17 protein-coding genes and 2 pseudogenes are annotated in these 21,406 nt (G+C 46.4%); 3 read left to right on the top strand and 16 right to left on the bottom strand.

Annotated features, from left to right (window positions below):
* Position 1 precedes the first annotated feature (1 nt).
* The 3 genes from XZ46_RS02885 to XZ46_RS02875 form a co-directional block, all read right to left on the bottom strand.
* The gene (locus XZ46_RS02885; RefSeq protein WP_369076476.1) at positions 2 to 463 is read right to left on the bottom strand and encodes a pentapeptide repeat-containing protein; all 462 of its coding nucleotides are present in this window, start codon (positions 461 to 463) and stop codon (positions 2 to 4) included.
* A 164-nt stretch (positions 464 to 627) separates the two neighbouring features.
* Positions 628 to 1,245 (bottom strand): CP12 domain-containing protein, encoded by a 618-nt coding sequence (locus tag XZ46_RS02880; RefSeq protein WP_006621675.1) that lies wholly within the window; start codon positions 1,243 to 1,245, stop codon positions 628 to 630.
* A 131-nt stretch (positions 1,246 to 1,376) separates the two neighbouring features.
* Positions 1,377 to 2,366, bottom strand: a complete 990-nt coding sequence (locus tag XZ46_RS02875; RefSeq protein ID WP_006667921.1) for a pentapeptide repeat-containing protein — start codon at positions 2,364 to 2,366, stop codon at positions 1,377 to 1,379.
* A 186-nt stretch (positions 2,367 to 2,552) separates the two neighbouring features.
* Here XZ46_RS02875 and XZ46_RS02870 point away from each other — a divergent pair, with 186 nt between their 5' ends.
* Positions 2,553 to 3,887, top strand: a complete 1,335-nt coding sequence (locus XZ46_RS02870; RefSeq protein WP_008056931.1) for an MFS transporter — start codon at positions 2,553 to 2,555, stop codon at positions 3,885 to 3,887.
* Here XZ46_RS02870 and XZ46_RS35155 read toward each other — a convergent pair.
* The 13 genes and pseudogenes from XZ46_RS35155 to hisD form a co-directional block, all read right to left on the bottom strand.
* Positions 3,862 to 3,999 carry a hypothetical protein gene (locus tag XZ46_RS35155; protein WP_006621679.1) on the bottom strand — a complete coding sequence of 46 codons (138 nt, stop codon included), beginning with the start codon at positions 3,997 to 3,999 and terminating at the stop codon, positions 3,862 to 3,864. The genes XZ46_RS02870 and XZ46_RS35155 overlap by 26 nt on opposite strands.
* Positions 4,000 to 4,005: 6 nt before the next feature.
* On the bottom strand, positions 4,006 to 4,287 hold the full coding sequence (locus tag XZ46_RS02865) for a DUF1830 domain-containing protein (RefSeq protein ID WP_006667923.1): 282 nt from the start codon (positions 4,285 to 4,287) through the stop codon (positions 4,006 to 4,008).
* Positions 4,288 to 4,810: 523 nt separating this feature from the next.
* On the bottom strand, positions 4,811 to 6,118 hold the full coding sequence (gene hemW / locus XZ46_RS02860) for a radical SAM family heme chaperone HemW (RefSeq protein WP_008056934.1): 1,308 nt from the start codon (positions 6,116 to 6,118) through the stop codon (positions 4,811 to 4,813).
* 23 nt (positions 6,119 to 6,141) lie between these two features.
* On the bottom strand, positions 6,142 to 6,432 hold the full coding sequence (locus tag XZ46_RS36240) for an EAL domain-containing protein (protein WP_006667924.1): 291 nt from the start codon (positions 6,430 to 6,432) through the stop codon (positions 6,142 to 6,144).
* Complete coding sequence (locus XZ46_RS36235; RefSeq protein ID WP_008056938.1) at positions 6,425 to 6,637, bottom strand: hypothetical protein; 213 nt, start codon at positions 6,635 to 6,637, stop codon at positions 6,425 to 6,427. Before XZ46_RS36235 ends, XZ46_RS36240 begins: the two co-directional genes overlap by 8 nt.
* Before the next feature lie 11 nt (positions 6,638 to 6,648).
* Positions 6,649 to 7,080: an EAL domain-containing protein gene (locus XZ46_RS02845; protein WP_048894902.1), complete on the bottom strand. Its 432-nt coding sequence runs from the start codon at positions 7,078 to 7,080 to the stop codon at positions 6,649 to 6,651.
* Positions 7,081 to 7,101: 21 nt separating this feature from the next.
* A complete protein-coding gene (locus tag XZ46_RS38190) occupies positions 7,102 to 7,881 on the bottom strand; it encodes a response regulator (RefSeq protein WP_006621686.1) in 780 nt (259 codons plus the stop codon).
* 121 nt (positions 7,882 to 8,002) lie between these two features.
* A complete protein-coding gene (locus tag XZ46_RS02835) occupies positions 8,003 to 9,142 on the bottom strand; it encodes a hybrid sensor histidine kinase/response regulator (protein WP_006621687.1) in 1,140 nt (379 codons plus the stop codon).
* A 140-nt stretch (positions 9,143 to 9,282) separates the two neighbouring features.
* Positions 9,283 to 10,572: pseudogene (gene iscB, locus XZ46_RS02830) on the bottom strand (RNA-guided endonuclease IscB).
* Positions 10,573 to 10,958: 386 nt separating this feature from the next.
* A pseudogene (locus tag XZ46_RS02825) lies at positions 10,959 to 11,599 on the bottom strand (group II intron maturase-specific domain-containing protein); the annotation flags it as partial.
* A gap of 771 nt (positions 11,600 to 12,370) precedes the next feature.
* Positions 12,371 to 17,680 carry a PAS domain S-box protein gene (locus tag XZ46_RS02820; RefSeq protein ID WP_008056951.1) on the bottom strand — a complete coding sequence of 1,770 codons (5,310 nt, stop codon included), beginning with the start codon at positions 17,678 to 17,680 and terminating at the stop codon, positions 12,371 to 12,373.
* A gap of 233 nt (positions 17,681 to 17,913) precedes the next feature.
* A complete protein-coding gene (locus XZ46_RS02815) occupies positions 17,914 to 18,345 on the bottom strand; it encodes a universal stress protein (RefSeq protein WP_006667929.1) in 432 nt (143 codons plus the stop codon).
* A 48-nt stretch (positions 18,346 to 18,393) separates the two neighbouring features.
* Positions 18,394 to 19,707 carry a histidinol dehydrogenase gene (hisD, locus tag XZ46_RS02810; RefSeq protein ID WP_008056952.1) on the bottom strand — a complete coding sequence of 438 codons (1,314 nt, stop codon included), beginning with the start codon at positions 19,705 to 19,707 and terminating at the stop codon, positions 18,394 to 18,396.
* Between the two features lie 322 nt (positions 19,708 to 20,029).
* Between hisD and rpsT the strand changes: the two genes are divergently transcribed.
* Both rpsT and XZ46_RS02800 read left to right on the top strand, forming a co-directional pair.
* Positions 20,030 to 20,347 carry a 30S ribosomal protein S20 gene (gene rpsT, locus XZ46_RS02805; protein WP_035759876.1) on the top strand — a complete coding sequence of 106 codons (318 nt, stop codon included), beginning with the start codon at positions 20,030 to 20,032 and terminating at the stop codon, positions 20,345 to 20,347.
* 193 nt (positions 20,348 to 20,540) lie between these two features.
* A complete protein-coding gene (locus XZ46_RS02800; protein ID WP_006621695.1) occupies positions 20,541 to 21,347 on the top strand; it encodes a TatD family hydrolase in 807 nt (268 codons plus the stop codon).
* Positions 21,348 to 21,406 lie beyond the last annotated feature (59 nt).

Here is a 21,406-nt window from a genome sequence, read left to right as displayed (position 1 = left end):
CTCATCGATTATTGCATTGGACTCGCTGACTTTCTGTATGGGTGCTACGTTCAATAGTTCTCACATTCATTCCTGGGCTATAGATAGTTGCAGCATCCCAAAGTCTCGCACCATCTAAATTAGCCCCATCCAGATTAGTTCTGCTGTCGATGATAGCCCCACTTAGGTCAGCCCGACTTAAATCAGCATTACTCAAATCAACCCCACTCAGGTTAGCATCAACAAAATTAGCAAAATTAAAGTTTCCCCCCGATAAATTAGAATTACTCAAATTGCTACAGGTGAAAAAAGCACCCGTGAAGTCCCCATCACTCATATTAGCATTAGTCAGATTAGCCTGTCGTAATTGCGCGTTGCGGCGAGACTGATTACTCATATCAGCGCCTCCTAGGTTGCAACCCTGACAAGAAGAATACTCGCCCCTCAAAAACGCATTCGGATCCGTAGTGTTAAACTGAGCCATCAATGGTTTAGCACTCCAAGCAGACATTAACAGAACCGAAATCCCTAACAGTCTAGTTTTGTTCATCAGTCCAGTCATACCTAATTACATAAACTCAGTCAGGCGCTGACATGGGGGGAGTTTATAGAACATCTACCCCCCCCAATGTCAACTTTAATAGTCCTTTAGTTGTCGTAGACCCTAGCTTCAACAGCTTCTGGATTTTCCTCGCAGTAAACCTCAAAAGCAGTTTTTTCAATCCGTTCTGATCTTTGATGTGCCGCTTCAGCCTGAAGTTCCTCAACAATATCCCAAGCCGCCGCACATTCACGGGAAGTAGCACCTTTTTCCGCACAGGTAGCCCTAGCGTCTTCGATCGCCTGTTCTATGCGATCGGCCAGGACAATACTCTTAGGCTTCTCTACAAAGTCACCCTTACTCAGGATATCAGTTATAGAAACAATCCCCAACAGTTCTTCTTGAATCACCGGAGCGCGGCGAATACCAGTCTGAGCAAATAACCGCGCCACATATTCCACCCCCAAATCAGGGTTAATAGAGATACAGGGCTTAGTCATAATCTCATAAACCCGCATCTTTTTCGGATCTTTACCGTAAGCCGTCACCTTGTAAATCACATCCGTCTCCGTCACAATGCCATAAGCATCCTGTTCGTGGCGACGTTGAACAATCAGCGCCCGCAAACACAGATCATTCATTTGTTTCACCGCTTCTGCTACCGTAGCCGACCCCCGAATCGTCACTACATCGGTCGTCATAATATCTTTAGCTTTTAGCATCATCGCAGGTTCTCCATAACTTGATACACTCTTATAGCTTGCCTTGTTATGGCTTCAAAAGAAAGAATTGTTTTAACCCCCGTTTTCTGCTATAATGAGAGATAGATCTATTAAATTTTTGCCTTATGTCAAGTTCACTCGTGAATACAGCCATCTGGCATCACCGCCCCCATCAATATAGCATCAGTCCAACTCACACCGTCAAGAATCGCCCCCCGAAAATTGGCACCCCGCAGATTCGCCCCAGATAAATTAGCCCCAGTTAAGTCCGCTTTCCACAGATAAGCATTCCGCAGATTAGCATAGCTAAGATCAGCCCCGCCAAGACGAGCCAGGTTAAGATTAGCCCCCGTCAAATTACTCCGTACCAAATTACCACCTTCCAGATTAGCCCGCATCAGCACAGCATCAGCCAGATTACTCCCCCACAGAATCACGTCAGTTAAATTTGTGCCGTGGAGAATAGCACCCTCCAGATTAGCCCCCGTCAAATTCGCCGACCTCAGATTAACAGCAGTCAAATCAGCCTTTTGTAAGTTAACCCCCCGCAGATTAGCCTCAGACAGATCTACCCCATTCAGGTCCATCCCCCCTAAATCCACATCTACCAAATGACAATAACTCAGATTAGCACTGGTGAGACGAGCCTTAGTTAAAACCGAACAGCTTAACCTCCCATGACTGAGATTAGCCCAACTCAAATTCGCCTCAGTCAAATTAGCCGACCTAAGATTAACCCCGCTCAAATTCGCCCCACATAGATTAACCCCGGTCAAATTAGCCGACCTAAGATTAACCCCTTGCAAAATCGCACCACTCAACTTCACCCCACTGAGGTCAGAATGCACCAAAAACGCACCCCCCAGGTCAGCCTTAGTCAAATCAGCATTGGTCAATATAGCCCGTCCCAAATGAGCAAAAGTTAAATTACTCCTATATAGGAACGCATTAAACAAATTAGCATCTTCTAAAAACGCCCTACTCAAATCCGCCCCAGCTAGGGAAGCCCCCCCTAGGTTAATTCCTTGAAGATTACAGCGAAATAATTTCGCACCAATTAGATTAGCCTTCCTAAAGTCGCGATCGCCCACCTTATAGCGACTTAATAACTCCTTAATATCCACCTGTACCACTCCTATTCACGATCAGCTACATCACTGCCAATCATTTGGACAATAGATATTTCCACCGTAAACCCTCCCAGATGGGATAACTTTAACCTATATTTAAGTTGCATCAATTACAGCAATATATTACCTTTCCGTCAGTAAGGTATAAAAACTCAATTCCTCCTTGGCACTTTAAATCCTATGAATGATACCCCAGAACTCAACGATCGCCGCCAGATTTTCGGTTGGATCATGTATGACTGGGCTAATTCTGCCTATGTCACCACCGTTGTGGTAGCCGTTCTCCCTGCTTACTTTGCGGCCGTCGTCGTCCCCCCCGGCGGAGTCACCATAGCCGGAATTAACTATAGCGCGACCGCCTTATGGGGATTTGTCAGCAGTTTGGCTGCCTTCTTAGTGTTTATGGTAGCCCCTATTATGGGGGCAATTTCCGACTTTTCCGCATCCAAAAAGAAATTTTTAATAATTTGTGCTTACACAGGCTGCCTAGCCGCTAGTCTATTGTTTTTTTCTGGCAAAGGAGACGTCTGGCTAACGCTCATTCTCTTTATTATAGCCCAGATTGGCTTTGTTGGGGGCAATATCTTCTATGATGCCTTCCTCCCCCATATTGCATCAGAAGACAAAATGGACTGGGTTTCTGGTCAAGGTTTTGCTTGGGGATATATAGGCGGTGGCTTGCAATTAGCCTTATCTTTAGCTTTGATTGCTGGACATGAGACGATTGGTATTTCCGCCGAATTAGCAGCCAGACTCGCCATTTTAATGGCAGCAGTTTGGTGGGGTGGTTTTTCGTTGATCACATTTTTTAACCTGAAAGAAGCCCAAACCTTTGAGGAAATTCCCCCGGAATATCAACATTTACCACCCTGGCGCGCTTATATCAAAGTCGGAATTGTCCGAACCATTGTCACACTTAGGAAGGTGCGTTTATTTAAGCATTTGCTAAGGTTTCTGATTGCTTACATGATTTATAACAATGGCATCCAGACTGTGATTACTATGGCTACTATCTACGGGGCGGAGGAGTTGGGTTTTTCCCCAAATGTTCTCATGATTACCCTATTGGTAATCCAGTTTGTCAGCTTTTTCGGGGCTTTGGGCTTTAGTAAACTCGCCGAATTCACTACCTCGAAAACAGCGTTAATGATTTCGTTGGTGGGATGGTCTATTGTAGTTATCTATGCTTATTTTATGGACAGCCCCACTGAGTATTTTATCTTGGGGGGAATTGTCGGATTGGTTTTGGGCGGGTCCCAGTCCCTCAGTCGTTCCTTCTATGGGTCGATCATTCCACCTTGGGCGGCGGCTGAATTTTATGGGTTTTACTCAGTTTTTAACAAAGGTTCGGCGATTTTCGGACCTTTACTATTTGCTGTAATCCTCCAGGTGACGGGAACAGCACGCAATTCTATTCTGGCATTAATTGTGTTTTTTATAGTTGGTTTAGTCGGTCTATATTTCGTAGATGTTGAACAGGCTAAACAAGCTAGAAATATTCAGCATTTAGAATAGCGATCGCCTGCATATTTTTCCTGGCTAAAAATACCAAACCTGGAGAGTTGGCAACCCTAGTTATAGGCAGCGAAACTCCTCCAGGTTCTGGCTGATTATTGGCAGTTTTCATCAACTTCTAGCTGGCAAATTTAAGGTCTTCGCCTTCGTCTACAATCAAATGCAAACATAAAAGTTTTTGCATCAAAATAGGCTTGCCTTTACCCGCATGATAAATTTCCAATTCCGCATCTGATGGCGATTCAAATAAAAATCTTTCTCCGGGGAAAACAATATGCTCTAAATACCAGTTATCAATATTAGAAATCCGAGCAATCTCGACTTTTGGGCTATCGTTATAGTAGCAACAAAGTTGTTTACTCGTCTGATGGTTATTCAATTGATATAAGTTTGACATCATGGTTAAATCCTCTGGGAACTAAAAAAAGTTTGTCGATACTGACTTTGTTAAACTTGATCCCTGACCCCAACTTGATGAGGGACCAAATTCTCAGATTAAGCCAAATTGCTAAAAATCCGTGGACCATGAAACTGATAATGCTTCTCCCCTGATGAGAATGACCTAGGCTAATTCTCCCTTCCATCTATGTTAGATCTACGGGAAACCAACCCCGATCGCTATTTCCGGGATCTTCGCCGATTTGGGGCGAGTTAACCCACGGAGGTTTAGCTCTCGGTTCGGACCTTAGCCGTTGTGTGTGTCCATCATCTTAAAAGATTGCATCAAATCAGAGTCTCCATTTTAATTATTTCTAAAGAATAACAACAAGGCCAGAGTTAGCTAGTCTATCTAATGGCTTACTTTTAAGTATGATGGATCTGGGTAAATAAGTGTCGCGATCGCTATCACTGACTGATCATGTTTATTATCACATCCCATTGGTTCCCGATATGTTTTTATTTTTGTCATATCCCCAGACCACTCAGACTGCACTTGTCCCGATCGCCGTGGAAGTCTCGGAAAGCTGCAAGTGGCCAAAAAGCTCGGCTAAAATGGTATTGGAGAATAAAAACCCCTCCGGGTCTGTCAGTCGTAGGTGAGGGGTCGCTGGCTGGTCGGGTTCTTCCTGAGTAGAGACTACTTCCACCCAACCCCGATCGCCTAATGGTTTGAGAATATCAGTAATTTGACTTACCGTCTCTTGGCCAAATTGCTGTTGCAGCCTCACCAGATCCACACCACTAGCTAACCGCAGTCCCAGCATCAGGGTTTCTAAGAGAATATCCGATCCTAAAATAATCGCGATCGCCTCTGTAGGGGCGGGTGCAAGATCAGCACTATGAAAAACCCGCAAACTTTCTACACCTGCCCCCCCGGAGGACTGTAGCCACTGATAATAGCGATCGCGGGTTCTCGGTCGGGTCAGTCGATAGCCCCCCACATAACTCGCCGCCCCCATACCAAAGCCATAGTAAGGTTGATTGTGCCAATAAACCAAATTATGGCGACATTCAAACCCAGGTCGCGCATAATTGGAAATCTCATAATGTTTAAACCGGGAAGTCAGGCATTTTTGCGCCTGTCGGTAGAGGTTGGCTGTAGTTTGATCATCAGGAAGGGGAAACTCTCCCGGCTTATAGTAGCGACCAAAAGCCGTTTGAGGTTCCACAATCAGATCATAATGGGAAACATGAGCAGGATTAATGCTCAAAACCTGATCTAGGGACTCTTGCATCATTTCTGGGGTTTGATGGGGTAAACCAGAAATCAGATCAATACTGAAGTTGACAACACCCACTTGATTAATTAAATCGATCGCCCTCCAAATATCCGCCACAGTATGCGATCGACCACAAAGCCTTAATAAATCATCCTGAAACGCTTGTACACCCACACTCACCCGATTGGCCCCCGCCGCCACAAATCCCTGTAATTTCCCTAAATCAAAAGTCCCAGGGTCCATTTCCACGGAGATCTCAGCATCACTCGCAATTCCCAAGTTATCGCTAATGGTTTTGATGAGGCGATCGAACTGCTGAACCGATAACAGAGAGGGAGTCCCCCCGCCAAAAAACACCGTTTTCAGTGGCGGTCCGAAATGCCTTTGATTGAGAATTTCCGATCGCAGAAAATCTACATACTCCTCCATCATCCCAGAATTTTCCCCATGGCGGCGATCGCCTACCACAGACACGGCAAAATCGCAGTAGTAACAGCGGCGACGACAAAAGGGAATATGTACATAAGCCGCAGTGGGGGTTTCAGTATTTATACAAGATTCATTTAGCATTAATTAGCGCGCCTGGGACAATTTTAAAATATTCGCCTCAATATCTGATGCAGGTAGGGGCCTAGAAAATAGATAGCCCTGACCAAAGGAGCTACTAGCTCCTGAAGATACTCTAACACCTCCCTTGTTTCGATACCTTCGGCGATCGCACCATTACCCAATTGATTACTCAATGCTACAATCGTTTGCACTACCTGATGATTCCGACTTCCTGGCTGCATTTGGTTCACAAAAGATCTATCTATCTTTAAAGTGTCAATGGGGAAACGGTGCAAGTAGCCTAAAGAAGAGTAACCTGTACCAAAATCATCCAAACTGATCCCAATTTTTCGCGTTCGCGTAGCGTGTGCGTAGCACGTATCGCAATTTTGATGTTAGGGCGATCGCCATTTCCGGATTATCCATTAATGCACTTTCGGTAATCTCCAACTTGATGGCCTGTGGGTTCACTCCCGTATTAGCCAGAACCCGATCTATATCTACCAACAGCGTAGAACTGGCAAACTGACGCACCGACATATTAACACTCATCATGCAAAGAATGGATAACCCTGTTGATGCCACTTGTTTAGTTGTTCACAGGCTTGTTGTAGCACCAATAAACCCACCTGCACCACTAAACCCGTTTCCTCCATACAGGGGATAAACTCTCCCGGTGACACTAAACCTCGCTGGGGGTGTTGCCAACGCACTAATGCTTCAAAACCCACCACCTTCTCTGTAGCCAGCCTCACAATAGGTTGGTAATAAGTGATCAACTCTTGTTGTGCGATCGCCCTTTGTAAATCCGTTTCCAGAGTCAGCCGTTTAAGTGTAGCCGCCGTCATTTCTCGGTTAAAGATTTGATGGCAACCTTTTCCCCGTCGTTTGGCTTTGTACATTGCCGTATCCGCTGCTTGTAATAGGGCTTCAGCATTAGAGTTTACTTCCGTATCTAGGGGAATTCCCATACAAACAGACATAAAAATATCGCAATTTTCTACCTAAAAAGCCTGGATAAATGACCCCATTACTCCATTAATCCAATCTGTTAATTCTCCGGTTGCGGAAATGTTTTTCAGCCCAAAGCAAAACTCGTACTCTCCCACTCTACATAGTAGATCTCCGGGGCGCAGATGTTTTTTAAGACGTTCTGCGATCGCTCTCAGTAGTTGATTTCCCACCTGGTAACCAAAAGCACCATTAACTAGTTTGAATTGGTCACAGTCGAGATAGGCGATCGCATAATTTTCCCCGCTGCTGTCAACGTAGCTATCCGATAGTTTGTGTAATAACTGCGCTCGACTTGGTAGCTGCGTTAGCGTATCTTCATCTATTAGCCTTTGTAACTGAGCCGTGCGTTCTTCAACCATCAGTTCCAATTTCGTGTTAAAATCGGCTAAAAGTTGATATTGTTGCTTAATTCTGAGCATAGAGCGAATCCGTGCCAGCAATTCTAAGCCATTAACAGGTTTCGCAATAAAGTCATCTGCTCCCGCCCCCAGACATTCAGCTAGACTCTCTGTAGAAGATAATGCCGTCACCATAATAATCGGTGTTCCTTTCCATTCACCCATAGCTTTAATACGGCGACAAACCTCAATACCGTCCATAACTGGCATCATTACATCCAGTAAAATTAGATCCGGTTTGATTACATTAATTACTGAAAGTGCATCTTGTCCACTATAAGCATAGTGTAAATGATAGTTTTCATCAATCAAACAAGTTTCAACTACATCAAAATTATCTGGATCATCATCCACAATTAAAATTGAGAACATCGGTAGATTTTCCTTAGCAATTCAACAACTATCTATGGTTCCACGGCATCTAGTTTCACTATCTTAATATAAATATGATACGTTGTAACGTGACAATAGGGTTATTTGTATTATTTAATAGCTAATGAACAATCGGTAAAGTAATATATATCATCGTTTCTTGATTGTATATGCTATTAATTTGTATGGTTCCTCCCACCAATTCAACAATTTTATCCACGATTTTTAAACCAACACCCAGGCCTTGTTGCTCATAGCTTTTGCGTTCAAACTGCATAAAAGCACCGATTTGATTGATTTGCTCTTCCGTCATCCCACGCCCCAAATCATGAATCCATAGCCCTAGTTTTTCCCCTTCAGTGATAATCTGAGAGCGAATCGAGATGGGTTTCCCCGGCTTGGAGAATTTCAAAGCGTTGTCAATCAACTCATTTAAAATAATCGACAAATACCGCTCTGATATCGCCACGGTAGCCGGTTCTATATCCAACTTAAAATCATCATAGCGTTGGCTATCCGGTGCATATTTTTTGCAGATAGGTTCCACAAAATACAAAGATAACATTGTAGACCCGGGCGGAACTTCTTTTTCCTCGCTACTTATCAGTTCCAATTCCAAATAAATTAGGAATCTTTTGACTAAATTTTCCAGGCGACAGGCTGATTGATACGCCAACCTTAACATCTCCACTGTTTCCGACATCTCCACATCTTCTATATCCTTCAGATCCTCCATCACCAGGGCGAGCATTCCTAAAACACCATTTAGAGGGGTATTTAGTTCGTGGGAGAGACTAGAGGCTAAATTACCCCGCAGTCTGACCAGAGTTTTTTCGAGTACTTGAATTGTATTCTTCTGCACATTAGACAAATGAGAAATTTGGTCATATTGTTGCTTAATTCTCAGCATTGAATGGACACGAGACCGTAATTCTAAAGCATTAACGGGTTTCCCGATAAAGTCATCCGCTCCCGCTGCGATACATTTAGCTAAACTTTCTTTAGAAGATAATGCCGTCACCATAATAATAGGTGTAGATTGCCATAGTGGCATAGCTTTAATGCGGCGACAAACTTCAATCCCATCAATAGCTGGCATCATCACATCCAGCAAAATCAAATCTGGCTGGATTAATTTGAGTGCGGAAATTCCCTCCTGTCCACTAGCAGCATAATGTAGCTGATAGTCTTGATTACTCAAAAAGGTTTCAATCACATCAAAGTTGTCAGGTTCATCATCAATAACTAAAATAGATAACATTTGTCGATAGTCCTTAGCAAGTCTAAAATCCCAAATTTGATGACTTTTCTTAGTTCATTTAGTCATGAGTTTATAAATATTGCTCAATACTCATTTACTCATCAGTTACTCTACCCGGCAGTATATCTATAACCTGGTAATTACCGGAAAACTCTGGAAAATTTATACAAATAGCCATCTCTCCTAAAAACAGGTTTCAAATCTATTGGCTTGACTGAAAACTGAGTTTGGTCAGGTTTGGTTAAAACAAAACTGCCGCGACTCGACGGGGTTATTCTACCAATTCCTTATGTCTTATGCTTGGCTATATCCCCGGTAAGCCATCCCTTAATTGGTTTTAATGGGTTATGGCGAATCGGAAGCCTCTTGTTAGGAGCCGCTTTTTGACGGCCACCACGCCCAAAACAAGTCATTAGTAGTGGCTGATGAGTTTTGATTTTCAACCGGGTCGGGGTGCTTTTTCCCACACAATCAGCGTCATCTAGCCAATGGGTTTTCGGTAGTCCTTGAACCGTCCGATTATATTTTGTTAAACCTCCAGTGCCAATTTCAATGGGTAATCCAGTTAGCTTCAGGCTGTTAAACAATGCCCATCGGGTAGAGTTGACGGCCGCCGCATTTTTCAGGGGGGCCTTGGCCTGAACTAGCAACCGCTTCAAGATTTCGGGTTTTTTTTCCAGAAACTGCTCGACTGCCTGAGAACCTTTTTTCTGATGGCATTTATGGCAAGCAATAGCCAGATTGCTAACTCGGTCGGAACCACCCTGGCTTTTTGGCTGAATGTGTTCGATTTCTAAAGGGATATTTTGGCCACCACAGTAGGCACACTGGTGTTGCCATTTCGTCAAGAGATATTCTCTCAACTCGTATCCAAACAAAACCCCTTGCTGGTATTCAACTCCAGATATTTCCGGGTTGAGCAGTTTTTGGGTGTCAAATCGTACTAACTCCATTGATATGTCCGTTATCGGGCATGAGGAAATCAGTCGATTGACCGAGGTCAAGGTGGTTTCAACTCGATGTTTGAGGCTGGGAGCCAACCATCCATCTGCGCGCTTTCTGTTATTGAATCTGGCTTGACGGTAGCGAGTTTTTCGGTAACGACGGTGGCGACGAACCACGCGACGTGCAGTTAACTTGGCTCGGATTCTATCTCCTCTATGAGCCAATTCAGCCCCCCAGATAACTGTGTCCCGACTCTGATTAACTAAGGCAATACCCGTCACTGATGCCCCTGGATCTAACTTGATCCGACTAGGTTCATTGACCGGGTTCTCAACGGTTTTCTTGAGGATAATTGTAAATGGATAAGTCCTAAACACTGCGGCTAAACCCTGCTTCAAAAGCTTTCTGGCTCTGGCCGGATGAGTGGGACTTAACGGTTGCCCCAGTGTGTCAACCACAAAAACGTAATTTTGGTAATTTGGCATTTAAGCTATCTTCCAGATGGGGTAATGTTTGCCTCGGTCATGTTAAAGGGGCTTTTTACGTCTAGCTCACTCGAGCTTACAAATCCACTCATCTCGTTCCTTAAAGATAGACGACAGAGCCACAGGCTGGCGCTCACCTGTGGGTGTCATAACCCCCTTAACGTAGGTCTAATCCTGGACCTGCATCTTGCAGACTCTGTGAGGAGTAATTTCCGGCAGGAGCCAGAAATTACCGGATTTTATGCAAGAGTCTGGTTTCACGATCGCTTAATCACCCCCCAGGAATCCCCGACTATATCCTGGCAAACCATTAGGGGTCGAGAATGGAGTCGCCTCCATTCCCTCCCATTCAGAACCGTACATGAGACTTTCACCTCATACGGCTCCTAGTCTGACTGCTCCATTGTTAAGGAACAGCTCTGGCATTGTCAAGTGCCGTTTGATCATCGCGGGTGTGGCGGTGTAGTAGTTGAAGGTTTTTGTATTCATCCTTTCCGCCTTGGCTTCGAGGTACAATGTGGTCTACTTCAACTATATCTGTTGGTGCGAAATACAATCCACACCATTTACACTTGCCTTTTTGCTTTTTGAGTAGTTTTGCTACCCTGTTAGGCGTGTCGATTGCTTGTCCTTTTCTGGTTGCCCAGTAAGTCCAGTTTCCGTCGTAGGGTGTTGCATCGGGGCGTATTGGGGTGTGTCTGACCAATGGAGTCCAGTTATGTTTCCATAGTTGGAATCCATCTTTAGTTTGGAATAACCAAGATTCATGCCTTTCTTTCCCATTACTAAGTCTAACCGTTCCATGTCTGAAATAGTTTGTTAGCTTTTCGTGGTTTGCCTTTCCGCATCTTGATACTGTCCATGCCCGTAACATTAGCCAGGTTATATGGTCTAGCTTAACGAAGGTCTCTGATGAGACGACCCCTGAATAGTAATTTGACCATCCCCGAATAATTGGGTTTAGTTTGCTTATCAGGGCTGATTGAGGTGCTGTTTTAAGTTGTTTTATTACACCTTTAATCACTTCTTATATGGGCATTCCATCTTTAGATTTGTCCTCAGAACCGGGGTACTTTTAAAGGTCTATGTAGGTAGTGCAACAAGACTCCTACTTTTCCCCTTACTCTTTTAAGCGCAGCGTATCAACCTATTTCGCTACTTAATTAGTTCTGATGGTTCAAGCCGGACATTCGGTCTCCCTAATCATGGATGGTTGGCAGTGGTCGCATCTGGTAGTAGGTTCTACTTCACGCCTTCCGTTCCCCGCTTCAATCTGACGGGGTGTGATTCCTGAAACTGGGGGTGGCTATCGCCGTTACTCTTTCCCACAATCGCCCAAGTGGTTTTAATCCTCCGTGTTATATAGTTGAGTATTGCGATTTTCTTTGTGGAATTAACCTTGAGTTCCCTGCCTTGCTTTCGCTTTGGGACATATAAACAGTTATAGGGATGGTCAGGAGTGCGCTCCTTATATTCAAACAAGGGGTTTAAATCCACTCCAGGCAGTTATTTCGGGCATTGCAGCCCTATTTGATGCCTGAACGTCTCGCACTGTTACCATAATTATAACCTTTAGATGGTAGCTAACTAAAGATTTTCCTGAGAAATTCGCCGATCGCTTTTCAGCCCTAGGGTGGTCAAGTTCACCTACCTAATAGTAAATCCTAGGTTAGACGTTGGACGTGGGGAATAGCCAACATCAGGGTCTTCCGCTCGCTTTGTGAGACGACATAGATCTACAGATTTTCCGGACAACTACTTCCACCCAGTAGGGTGGCCCTGATCCTGATGATAATGCTTAGACGGCATCAGTTTTCTGATGCAGGGCATCTTCAGAAGAATTTAGGAGATCTTGAATCGTCATGGTTAACTGTTTTAATCTCACTGGTTTACTCAAGTATTCATTAGCCCCCGCTAGTAAACAGGCCTTCCGATCGCTTTCCATGGCCAAAGCCGTTAAGGCAATGATGGGCGTTGTCGCTAACTCTGGAATCTCCCGAATCCGTTTCATCGCCTCTAGTCCATCCATTCCCGGCATTTGAATATCCATCAATATCAAATCAGGAGATAAAGCCACAGCCTGATTAATTGCCTCCTGACCATTTTTCGCCAACTCAATCCGGTAGCCTTTCGCGGTTAAATAGCTGGAAATCGTGCTGATATTCGCTTCATTATCTTCCGCTAAAAGCAGCAAAGGCGCTGCATTTGGGGTTGATGGCGTTTCCACATCATTAGGGTTTAAATCCGCCTCCGAGTCCATCCGTTGGGGAATCATCACAGAAGCCTGATAGGGTAAATCGATACTAAAACAACTACCCACCCCCACTTCACTGGTTAAACCCACCCGACCGCCATGCAATTCTACAATTTGTTTTGTCAAGGCCAAACCCAAGCCAGTTCCTTGATATTGGCGATTCAAGGCGCTGTCAATTTGCATAAACGGTTGAAACAGCTTCTTGATATTTTCTGGGCTGATACCAATGCCAGTATCTCTCACCGAAAACCGGAGATATGGGCTTTCTCCCTCCGCTTCTCTTGGTGGGGGCAATATCACTTCTAAGGTGATGCTTCCCCCTTCTGGGGTAAATTTAACCGCATTATTGAGCAGATTAATTAATACTTGACGGATGCGCCGTTCATCGAGTATAATATCAGGCAAATTTAAGGGCAGATTAACCGAGAGTTGAATCCGTTTTTTCAGGGCTTGCTGTTTGATGAAGGCGATACTGGATTTACACAGAGGCGCGATCGCCGTGGGGGAACATTCTAACTCTACCTGACCCGATTCTATCTTCGCCACATCTAAGATATCATTAATCAAAGCCAGCAGGTGAGAGGCGCTCCGTTCCACGGTTTGCAGGGCTTTCAGTTGTCTGTCATTCACGGGACCGAACACCTCCTCATGTAGCCCTTCCGTCATGCCTAAAATGGCATTGAGGGGGGTGCGGAGTTCATGGCTCATATTAGCCAGAAACTCATCCTTGAGACGGGTAGCGCGGATTAGTTCCTGATTGCGTTGAGTAAGCTGTTGTTGCGTCTGTTGACGTTCTCTGAGTTCCTGTTGCAACTGCTCAAACAGATTAGACTGTTGAATAGCGATCGCCAACTGGAACGAGAATTGCTGCGCCAAATCAATATCCGACTGTTCCCAATGGCGGGGGCCGTCACATTGATGAATGCACAACAGTCCCCATAAGACATCTTGACAGATAATCGGTATCACTAAGTTAGCCCGCACCTGAAACTGAGATAAAATATCTACATGGCAGTTTTCTAAACCGTCGTGGTGGATATCATCCGCCACATAATAACGTCCTTGAGCGTAGAGACTGGCATAGTTTTCCCCAAAACAATGGTCATGGACGGGGATAGCCAGCACCGAGGGGAAGTCATTAACCACTGACTCCGCCACAAACTCACCGTCGTCATAGCCAGAGTCGGGGTAAAATTTGAAAATACCCACTCGGCTCCCTTGCAGACAGTTGCAAATCTCTCGAGAGGCGGTGTCAAAAATGGTGGGTAAATCCAGGGATTGACTGATGCGTTGATTCGTCTCCCGCAAGAGCCGTTCTCGTTGCGCTTGCTGCTCAATGGTTTGTTCGGCTTTTTTGCGATCGCTAATATCCGTATGAGTGCCGATAAACCGCAGTGGTCGTCCCTCAGCATCCCGTTCCACCATGCGCCCTTGGGCTAAAATCCAGCGATAGGAGCCATCTTTACAGCGCAGACGATGTTCATTGCGATACAACTCCGTTTTTCCTTGAATATGTCGCTCCACGTCCTGGTAAACTTGGGCTAAGTCGTCAGGATGAACCCGACTTTGCCACTCCGTCAACCGGTTCTCAATCTCATGCTCCTGATAACCCAGCATGGATTTCCATTGTTTATTGAACCAAAGTTCCCCCGTCTGCATCTTCCAATCCCAGAGTCCTGTATTCGCCGAAGCCAGACCCAGTTCTAAGCGCAGTTTACTTTCTTGCAGAGCCTGTTCTGCTTTGGTGCGTTCCTGAAGTGCCGCTTTCTGGGCGCTAATATCCACCACTACACAAACAGAACTCTCATCAGTTTGAGATAACATCGCCACCCCAATTAACACAAACACCAAATGTCCATCTTGATGCCGATAAGCCTTTTCAAAGGGGTGAATAAATCCAGATTGGCGTAGATGTTCGATCGCCTGCAAATCCAACTCTCGATATTCAGGGGGTGTGATTTCTGCCCAGTTGATTAAACCCATAGGCCGTTGGGCGCGGCTATAGCCCAACATCTCTAAAAAGCGATCATTAGCCTCGATGATGTCTCCGGCAAAATTGGTAAACATCATCCCCACTACGTTGGAGTCAAACACCCGCCGAAAACGAGTTTCACTGGCTTGTAAGGCGGCTTCAGCTTGGCGGATGTCGGTGATATCTAAATTCACCCCAATCATGCTGATGGGCTGACCCGCTTCATCCCGGACAACTAACCCAGAGGCTTTAATATAGTGGAGGCTGCCATCGGGATGCAGGACGCGAAATTCGGTGTTATAGTCAGCTTCTCCTAAAATGGCTTTCTGGAGGAGGTCTGCGGCGGCTTGGCGATCGTCGGGATGAACGCCATGAGACCAAACCTCGTAAGCTACCACAGATTCTGGCGACGAAAAGTATGACGAATTATCAACCCCATAGAGGGCATACATCTGCTCATCCCAAGTAATTTGATTTTGGCGAAGATCCCAATCCCAAAAGCCGATGTTTCCCGAAGATAAGGCAATTTTGAGCCGTTGGGAGAGTTGGAAAATTTCCGCCTCGGCTTGTTTGCGTTTGGTCATATCCCGGGCGACCCAAATCACCCGGCGATCGCTCATGGGAGAAATACTCGCTTCAAAATATATGCGGCGATCCTCCAGGTCGATTTGATACTCAAACGACACGGTTTTTCCGGTGGTTAAGGCTTCCAGAATCGGCAGTCGAGTGCGGGATTCGGCCTCGTCTTGAAATAGACAATCGAGGGTTTGATCGAGAATCTCGGTGGCTTGGGGCTCGAGTATTTGGTGGCGGGTGGGCATCACATTCACCTTGCGCGCATCGGGGGCAATGATTAAAACCAAATCCCCCATGGCTTCAAAGACGCTGCGTAACTCGGTTTCACTGCTGCGTAGTTTTTCCTCAAAGGCGGCGCGATCGCTAATATCCCGGAATATCCCTTGCACTATATGGGTCTGGCCCACTTTAATTAGGCTTCCTGAGATATCAACGGGAATTTCTGAGCCATCCGCCTTCAGAATCCGGGTATCCAACACCCAAAGCTGTTTTTCCTCAATAATCCGCTCCAAACTGCTAACAATGCGGTCTAATTCCTCGAGGGGATGGAGTTGGCTGATATGTAGGGGCGATCGCTCTAGGCTCAGTCCGCTGAAATCGTCGCGGGAGTAGCCGAATAAGTCCTCGGCGGCGCGGTTGGCTTCGATCAGGTAGCCTTCAGGGGTGGCTAGGAGAATGGCATCACTGGCTCCTTCCATGAGGCCACGATAGCGGGCTTCCCGAGCCTGTAACTCGGCGGTGCGTTGCTCGACTCGGCTTTCAAGTTCGCTATTTAAAGATGCTAGGGCGAGTTGAGCCTTTTGGCGCTGCCTAATCTCGTTCTGGAGTTGTTCATGTTGGGTGGCTTGTTTGAGGGCGATCGCCAATTGAATCGAGAGCGCCTGCAAGAGTTGGATTTCCCCGGTTTGCCAATCTCGCGGCTGATCTCGGTGACTGGCGATCATCAACCCCCAGAGGCGATCGTCTACCACAAGCGGCACCATCAGCTTGGCTCGGATATCAAAGCTCAATAATAGCTCCTGATGGCACAGGGTCATGGAGTCATCATAAATGTCTCGCACCACCCGCACGCGACCTTGGCGATAGGGTTCGAGCCACTCTCGAGTCACACAGGGGTCATTGGCTTGACTGTGCAGCACCGAACGACCACCGGCCATAATCGATTCGGCAATGACGGAACCGCTCAAATCGTCTTCAAACTTGTAGATAATCACGCGATCGCAGCTCAACACCTGCCGCACTTCATCCACCGCCGTCTGGAGAATGGTGGCTAAGTCCAGGGAATTGCGAATGGTTGTGGAAATATTCAGCAGCAGGCGATCGCGCTGGGCCTGAGTTTGAATCCGCTGAGTTTGTGCGGCCACCTCCTCTTGTAGTTCCTGGTTGCGACGTTCCCACAACGCCAGTTTTTCGGCTTCTAGGCGGTTGACTTTTTGTTTGAGGTTTTCTGCCAAATTATAGATTTCAATGGGGTTAAACGCCCGTAGAAGGGTGGTTTGGGTGACGATTCCCACTAGGTTCCCCCGTTCTCCAGTGACCACCACCCGCCGAATCCGCCGTTCCTCCATCTGTTGCTGGGCTGCCCACAGAAACTCATCCGGTCGCACTGTAAACAGGGGAGAACTCATCACCTCTTGGGCGCTGGTTTCCCTGATCGCACCACCGACAGCCTGGAATTGCACAATATCCCGCTCGGTGATGATTCCCACAGGACGCTCTATGGGTGGGTTGTCGGCCGGATCGAACTCGGTGATAATCACGCAACTGACTCGGTTTTGGGTCAATAACTGAGCAATATCTAGCAGGGTGCGATCGGGGGGTGATGTCACCACGTCCTGAGCCATTACTTCCCCCACTGACCGCAACCGCATCAAGTCCACCGGACGGGTCAGCCTTTGTAGGCTTTCGTGGCTAATCAAACCGAGCAGGCGATCGTGGTCATCGACAATGGGTAAATGGCGCAAGCCACGCTTTTGCAGAAAGTCAATGATCGCAAAAATATCAGTTAGTTCCGACTGCTGTAGGGTGATAACCGGTTGGCTCATTACCTCGCCTACCAACAAACTTTGCAGGGGTTGCTGTTGGGCTGCCAGACGCACAATATCCCGCTCGGTGACAATACCGACAATGCGATCGCTTTCTGTGACGACTATAATTGAACTGCTGTCTGATTCACGACTGGGATTACTCATCAAGGCGATCGCCTCTTCCACTGTCGCTTCGGGGGAAATAGTTAACACATTAAGGGCGATCGCGGTTTTGGGGTCTATGGTGGTTTCCGTCGGACTCTGATTGTAATCAACCATCAGCGCAAGGATCTAGGGATGTTTAAACCCAGCATAACCCCGAAGTTCGGAATTTGTCGATCATGATCATGATAGCTTTCTAGTTCCGCCCTCAAGTATGCAGCTTTCGCGCTCATCAACCGATCCAGTCAATCGCTATCCCCTAAATATTTTCGACCTGTTTTTATGGGCAAAAAAAACCGGTTAGCTAGTCAAAAAAGTCTCCGCTAGTCCGGCATTTCACACCATGGTTATTACACCTTTTCTTTCACTACCAAAACTGAACAATTAGCATCGGCTACCACTTGGGAACTAACGGACCCTTGTAATACTCGGCTAAGTCCAGTTAATCCGCGACTACCAATAATAATCAAATCAGTTTTATAGATATTAGAAAGCCGGATAATTTCTTCCGCTGGATCTCCCTGGACAATTTCCACATCACTGGGAACAGCTAACTGTTTCTGATAGCTGCGTAGATAATTCTCGATATCCCAATAGGCTAACTCTTCTGATGAGCTAGGATGGGGGCGATCGGCAATTGGATCTACATCAGGCCCTGTAGTTGAAACCACATGGGAGAATATCACATGGGTTGTGGGTTCCAATTGTAGTTGCTTTAAGGCATTCATCATTATCTCCATAGAAGGGGAATCATCAATAGCAACCAAAATTGTCCTCAGCATTGGCAACTTCTCCTCACATTAAGCTGACATAGAAATCAGCAACACCCGCTAAAAATCCCCATCTCCCTGATTTTTCGTCCGCAGACGAACAGAATCTGCATGGGATGGTAGCCCTTCTGCAGTAGCCAAAATATTAACAGCATTTGCGACTTTTTGCAGCGCCTGCGGAGAATATTCAATCAAACTGGAGTGTTTCATAAATACTTCCACCCCTAAAGCCGAAGCATACCTAGCCGCACCTGAAGTGGGTAGGGTGTGGTTAGGACCTGCTAAATAATCTCCCACGGCTTCCGGGGTCGAACAACCTAGGAAAATTGCCCCCGCATGGCGAATGTGTTCTAATAGTTCCCACGGCTCCTCAACTTCTAGCTCTAGGTGTTCGGGAGCAAATTCATTAGATAACTGAGCCGCTGCTTCTAGGGAGTCCACCACCACCACTAAGCCATAGTGAGCGATCGCCTTTTCCGTCATAGTTCGGCGCGGGTGATGCTCAAGCTGTCGTTCCACCTCAGCCACCACCTGACGAGCCAAAGCCGAGTCTGTCGTCAACAAAATCGCCGCCGCCATTGTATCATGTTCTGCCTGAGCCAGCATATCCGCGGCCACATGAACAGGGGAGGCGATACTATTGGCAATAATTAGCACCTCAGACGGTCCCGCCAGCGAGTCAATACCGACAGTACCATAAACCAATTTTTTCGCCAGCGTTACATATATATTACCCGGACCTGTGATCACATCAACTTTCGGCACAGTTTCCGTACCATAAGCCAAAGCAGCGATCGCCTGAGCGCCACCTACCCGATAAATTTCCTGGACTCCAGCTTCCTGAGCCGCCACCAAAATCGCCGGACTAATCTTATTATCAATGCCTGGGGGAGTTACCATCACAATGCGAGGCACTTTAGCCACATTAGCCGGAATAGCATTCATTAAAACCGTACTGAGATAGCACGCTTGGCCTCCCGGCACATATAAACCCGCCCGGTCAACAGGGGTGTATCGTTTACCTAAAACCACATTATCATCGCCAAACTGAACCCAAGACTTAGGAACACGCTGGCGGTGAAATGCCTCAATCTGTTTTTTTGCTAACCGAATTGCATCGAGAAGTTCGCAATTAACCTGTTGATAAGCGACATCCAACTCCGAAGCACTGACCCGCAACTGTTCCAGGGTCAGAGTTTTGTGGTCAAATTCTTGGGTGTAGTGCAGCAGTGCTTTATCCCCTTGTCGCTTCACGGTTTGCAGAACTTCTCGCACCGTAGCTTCTTTATGGATAACAGTATCATCATGGGTACGACTGGCGATGCGTCGCAGTTCTGATTGTGCTTCAACCCACTGAGTAATAATTCGCAGCATGGTGATTAGGAGTGCAAACCGTAGAAGTTACTAGCCAAAACGCAAGGGAATTGAGCAACCCGGATGGGGCTAAATTTCTTTTATACCTAATTAAGCCGAACCAGGTCAGCCTAACTTTCAGTATAACCCGCGTTTGTTATATAGTGTAACGCGGATTCACAGACTCTGCCTGACTCCGAGATCTTCAGCCCTCATCTGGACTTTTGCGCCCCCGTATTGGCAAAATAAAAATTTAATGCACAAATTCCCCTATTGACGTGCTATATTGGTATTTCTGGAAATCTTGATTATCAAAGATCCGCGTAGTCCTACACCGGAAGCCATGGCCAACATCAAATCTGCCATTAAACGAGTCCAAATTGCTGAACGCAATCGGCTGAGGAATAGAACCTATAATTCAGCCGTCAGGACTCTCATGAGAAAATATTTTGCCGCTGTTGAGCAATATGCGGCTAATCCCAGCGATGAAGCGTTGCAGGAAGTCCAGCAGCGGATGTCAGCAACCACCAGTAAAATCGATAAAGCCGTTAAGGTAGGTGTTCTGCACCGGAACAATGCGGCACGGAAAAAATCGAGATTAGCTCGGTTCTTGAAACGACACCAGCCTAATTCTAGCGCCCAGGAAGCGACAGCCTCCTAGGGGGAAACCTCGTGCCGTCCGCGAGTATGTCAGCAAGTCGCACTGAAGTGAGGGGTTGAAAAACCTATAACTTCAGTGGATGGCTATGCTAAATGGGATATCCCAGAAAACGGTGATCACCAAAAATCCAACAGTGTTGGCTAAAATATTAGCCGAAAGGCTGGGAACTATGCTGAAGGACAGATAGCACCAGATGCAGCTAATTGATACTCACGTTCACATTAACTTCAAGAGTCTGGCTACAGACCTCGGAGGTATCCGGCAGCGATGGCGGTCTGCTGGAGTGGTGTCTTTGGTACACTCCTGTGTTCATCCAGGGGAATTTGCCGAAATCAGGGCGATCGCCGACCAAGTAGAAGAACTATCCTTTGCCGTAGGGTTGCACCCTCTGGATACAGAGAAATGGACAGAAACCACAGCCAGTGAAATTAGGACTCTAGCTGAATCTGATCCGAGGGTAGTAGCGATCGGGGAAACGGGGTTAGACTTTTATAAGGCTAAGGATGAAGCCCGTCAAAAGGAAATTTGCCAAGCCCAACTGGAAATAGCTCGCCAACTAAATAAACCCGTAATTATCCACTGTCGAGATGCAGCCGCCTCGATGGTGGAACTGTTGCGGGATTTCTTCGATGATAAAGATCATGGTCCCGTGCGAGGTGTTATGCACTGTTGGGGTGGAAGTCCTGAAGAAATGCAATGGTTTTTAGACTTGGGGTTTTACATTAGTTTCAGCGGAACGGTAACCTTTAAAAATGCTACCCAAATTCAGGAATCTGCTCGTCGGGTTAGTAGCGATCGGCTATTGATTGAAACTGACTGCCCCTTTCTAGCTCCGGTTCCTCGACGAGGTAAACGGAACGAACCCGCCTTCGTGAAATACGTTGCCGAAAAAGTATCCGAACTCCGGGGTGTATCCCTAGAAACTCTGAGTCAGCAGACTACTAAAAATGCCTCGGAATTATTTGGCTTGTCCGTCATTCCTAGTAAACTAACCCCCTAATCAAACAAATCAACTCCCAAATTTCCCCAATAGCCCGACGAGCCATTGAGCAATTGCCC

It is taken from the genome of Limnospira indica PCC 8005 (genome assembly GCF_000973065.1).
In the GTDB taxonomy this organism is placed as follows: domain Bacteria; phylum Cyanobacteriota; class Cyanobacteriia; order Cyanobacteriales; family Microcoleaceae; genus Limnospira; species Limnospira fusiformis.
This window is presented reverse-complemented; position numbering and strand designations above follow the sequence as displayed.

Coding starts and splice junctions, on each gene's coding strand:
- XZ46_RS02885 (WP_369076476.1), bottom strand. CDS start 463: ATGGCTCAGTTTAACACTACGGATCCGAATGCGTTTTTGAGGGGCGAG.
- XZ46_RS02880 (WP_006621675.1), bottom strand. CDS start 1,245: ATGATGCTAAAAGCTAAAGATATTATGACGACCGATGTAGTGACGATT.
- XZ46_RS02870 (WP_008056931.1), top strand. CDS start 2,553: ATGAATGATACCCCAGAACTCAACGATCGCCGCCAGATTTTCGGTTGG.
- XZ46_RS35155 (WP_006621679.1), bottom strand. CDS start 3,999: ATGAAAACTGCCAATAATCAGCCAGAACCTGGAGGAGTTTCGCTGCCT.
- XZ46_RS02865 (WP_006667923.1), bottom strand. CDS start 4,287: ATGATGTCAAACTTATATCAATTGAATAACCATCAGACGAGTAAACAA.
- hemW (WP_008056934.1), bottom strand. CDS start 6,118: ATGCTAAATGAATCTTGTATAAATACTGAAACCCCCACTGCGGCTTAT.
- XZ46_RS36235 (WP_008056938.1), bottom strand. CDS start 6,637: ATGTCGGTGCGTCAGTTTGCCAGTTCTACGCTGTTGGTAGATATAGAT.
- XZ46_RS02845 (WP_048894902.1), bottom strand. CDS start 7,080: ATGTCTGTTTGTATGGGAATTCCCCTAGATACGGAAGTAAACTCTAAT.
- XZ46_RS38190 (WP_006621686.1), bottom strand. CDS start 7,881: ATGTTCTCAATTTTAATTGTGGATGATGATCCAGATAATTTTGATGTA.
- XZ46_RS02835 (WP_006621687.1), bottom strand. CDS start 9,142: ATGTTATCTATTTTAGTTATTGATGATGAACCTGACAACTTTGATGTG.
- XZ46_RS02820 (WP_008056951.1), bottom strand. CDS start 17,680: ATGGTTGATTACAATCAGAGTCCGACGGAAACCACCATAGACCCCAAA.
- XZ46_RS02815 (WP_006667929.1), bottom strand. CDS start 18,345: ATGCTGAGGACAATTTTGGTTGCTATTGATGATTCCCCTTCTATGGAG.
- hisD (WP_008056952.1), bottom strand. CDS start 19,707: ATGCTGCGAATTATTACTCAGTGGGTTGAAGCACAATCAGAACTGCGA.
- rpsT (WP_035759876.1), top strand. CDS start 20,030: ATGGCCAACATCAAATCTGCCATTAAACGAGTCCAAATTGCTGAACGC.
- XZ46_RS02800 (WP_006621695.1), top strand. CDS start 20,541: ATGCAGCTAATTGATACTCACGTTCACATTAACTTCAAGAGTCTGGCT.